This window comes from Arsenicibacter sp. R0_47 (assembly GCF_057652235.1).
Genome location: NZ_JBYFCJ010000083.1, coordinates 1 through 2,585, shown reverse-complemented (window position 1 = coordinate 2,585; position 2,585 = coordinate 1). Strand labels below are relative to the sequence as shown.

Annotated in this window: 2 protein-coding genes; one reads left to right on the top strand and one right to left on the bottom strand. The window is 39.3% G+C overall.

Annotated features, from left to right (window positions below; genetic code table 11):
- Nucleotides 1-403 precede the first annotated feature (403 nt).
- On the bottom strand, nt 404-1,381 hold the full coding sequence (locus AC23NW_RS35995) for an AlbA family DNA-binding domain-containing protein (RefSeq protein ID WP_487455519.1): 978 nt from the start codon (nt 1,379-1,381) through the stop codon (nt 404-406).
- A 225-nt stretch (nt 1,382-1,606) separates the two neighbouring features.
- On the opposite strand from AC23NW_RS35995, the gene AC23NW_RS35990 reads away from it, so the two are divergent.
- The gene (locus AC23NW_RS35990) at nt 1,607-2,539 is read left to right on the top strand and encodes a hypothetical protein (RefSeq protein ID WP_487455517.1); all 933 of its coding nucleotides are present in this window, start codon (nt 1,607-1,609) and stop codon (nt 2,537-2,539) included.
- Nucleotides 2,540-2,585: the final 46 nt, after the last annotated feature.

Sequence of the window (2,585 nt, the reverse complement as noted above, 5' to 3'; positions counted from 1 at the left end):
AAGCCCTGAACAGTTTGAGCAGGAGTATTATACTAAACTTGCAAGTTCAGTGTGCCGCTAAACCGGACCACCTCAGTGGTATATCATTTATACATAAGGACTGGCTAATGCATTATGTAGAAGTATGGGTATCGTAGTAATGCTGTAGTTGATGAGATAAGGCCTTGAAGCGTGTAAAGCGTTGAGGTTTTGGCACACCGGAATTCCGTCACCCGAAACGAGGATTTTTATGAATCCGTCACCCAATCCGTCACCCGAGGGTTATATTGTTTATTAATTTTCAGATAATCAGTGTATTATGTAGATTAGTTGTGTTCCCGTCGGGACCACAATTTTAAGTCTGATCAATTTACTGACAATTGATTAGGCTTTTTTGTTTTTTATGGTTGACGGATTTGTCGCCTTAAGATTCTGTCAGCTCAAAATTTACTGCGAATTTATAGCCTGTGGATGGGTATCCTGTTAACTCTCCTATCACTAGTTTATACTTCTTGCATTTAACATTAGAATGGCGACCACCATACCAAATAGATACGTATATCTCATCCTCTAATGGAGCTTCTAAATCATGTACTATCTGAATTTCATGTGATAAGCCCATAGAAAGTACATTGACGACATTTTTTAAATAAAGGTTTTGCTTCTTTGCTTCAGGATTTGGCCTTGTCCATAACTTGCCTTGTGTTGTACTGATTTTCATGTATATATCATGATCATTAGCAAACTCAGTTGTATTATAAATCGCTAATTCAAAATTTATTTGAAAGGTCCATGTACTATTACCACCATAAGAAGATACATGTCCCTTTGAATTTTTAAGTTCAATTTCCAGTTCCGGCACTTTAATTTGGCGGCAAAGGGCATAAACCAGATAGTGAGGGGCTATATTGGTTTCTGTCTCTATCCGGACGTAATAAGTCCCTTTGGTTTGATGAGGCTTATTTTGGCTTTCCTGTATCTCGAACAAATACACGTACCCGCCACTTACCTGAATACGGTGCATTCGTAGACCTTGGGGTCTAGGATCTATATTGCTGGCGATTTTTCTGATATAGCTGTCTCTGTCTAAGTAGTCAGGAACCGGTTGCAATACTCCCTTGCAAATTGTCGTCTTTGGATTCGTTAATGACTTCTCTTCTCTGGGAGCCCCCCAAATTAGTAATCCTCCACCTGAATTAGCGAATGCACACAAGGTTTTAAATATTGCCTCCTCCCTATCCCTCATACTGACTCTTGGAGCTCCAGCAGGCGGCTGAGTAAAACTTTTGAATTCAAGCATTAACGTTTCTTCCTGTTCCGTTGAAAAGAAATTGGTTAAATCAACCTCTTCTATAAGTTCAATCGGTTTTTGGAAGTATAGTTGGGTGAATGAGGTATACATATGTCTGTCTCTTGTTGAAGGAAAATAGCCGAAAAGTTCAGAAATGAGGTTATCTTCATGCTAATAAATCATTACCTTTCTGGTATATAGTTTTGGTATCTCTGGCTGGGTGGTTCTCCCTGTTTTTTATTTAAATATACATGTTATTATATAATGTAGTATAATATACATTTGTGATGCTAAGTACATATTTTAAACCTTGTCTCATTATTAGCGCAATATTCCATGAAAATAATAGCTCTATTATACACAAGTTTCTTATTTATCCCATTAATAGGGTGGTCACAAACAAACTATGTAGTTACAAGCCCTAACTCTAGTACTCCGAGTACGAATAACATTCTAATTGGAACGAACGCAGGCTATCTGCTAACCACAGGCAGATTCAATACCTTTCTAGGACACCAGTCCGGAAACGCTACTACTAGTGGCAATAATAATACGTTTATGGGAATGGATGCCGGTCGATTTACAACCACCGGAAGTGAAAATACTATACTGGGTAGTGCTGCCGGATATAGCAACCAAACAGGCAGTAATAATGCATTCATTGGTGCATTTGCCGGTAATAAAAATACTACCGGAGTCAATAACGTGTTTATTGGCTCATCGACCGGTGAAGCAAATACAACGGGAACTAACAACGTATTTATAGGTTATACAGCAGGCCGCTCTAATACGAGTGGAGGAGGAAATGCATTTTTTGGGACAAGTTCTGGCGTTAATAATACGAGTGGCGGAGGGAATGCATTTTTCGGATCAAATTCTGGCGTTAGTAATACGACTGGCGGAGGGAATGCATTTTTTGGAGATCAGGCTGGCTATCTCAATACTAATGGGAATTATAACGCTTTTATGGGATGGCAAGCAGGCTTAAATAATAGTCTAGGAAGCTATAATATATTCATCGGCTATAAGGCAGGGCAAACAAATAGGGATGGATACAATAACACGTTGATTGGACCTAATGCAGATGTCGTTCATAATAATCTGACGAATGCAACAGCGATTGGCGCAAATGCAGTGGTGGCAGCCAGTAATGCGATTGTATTAGGGGATTCGATTCAAAAAACTAAAGTTGGGATCGGTACATCATATCCAATTTATCCTCTTGATATACGGGGAACTATGAGGTGGTCCGGTTTAGCGGCACACTGAACTTGCAAGTTTAGTATAATACTCCTGCTCAAACTGTTCAGGGCTT

Bases quoted from the DNA above. Each gene is read 5' to 3' on its own strand.
- AC23NW_RS35995 (WP_487455519.1), bottom strand. From the start codon at position 1,381: ATGTATACCTCATTCACCCAACTATACTTCCAAAAACCGATTGAACTT.
- AC23NW_RS35990 (WP_487455517.1), top strand. From the start codon at position 1,607: ATGAAAATAATAGCTCTATTATACACAAGTTTCTTATTTATCCCATTA.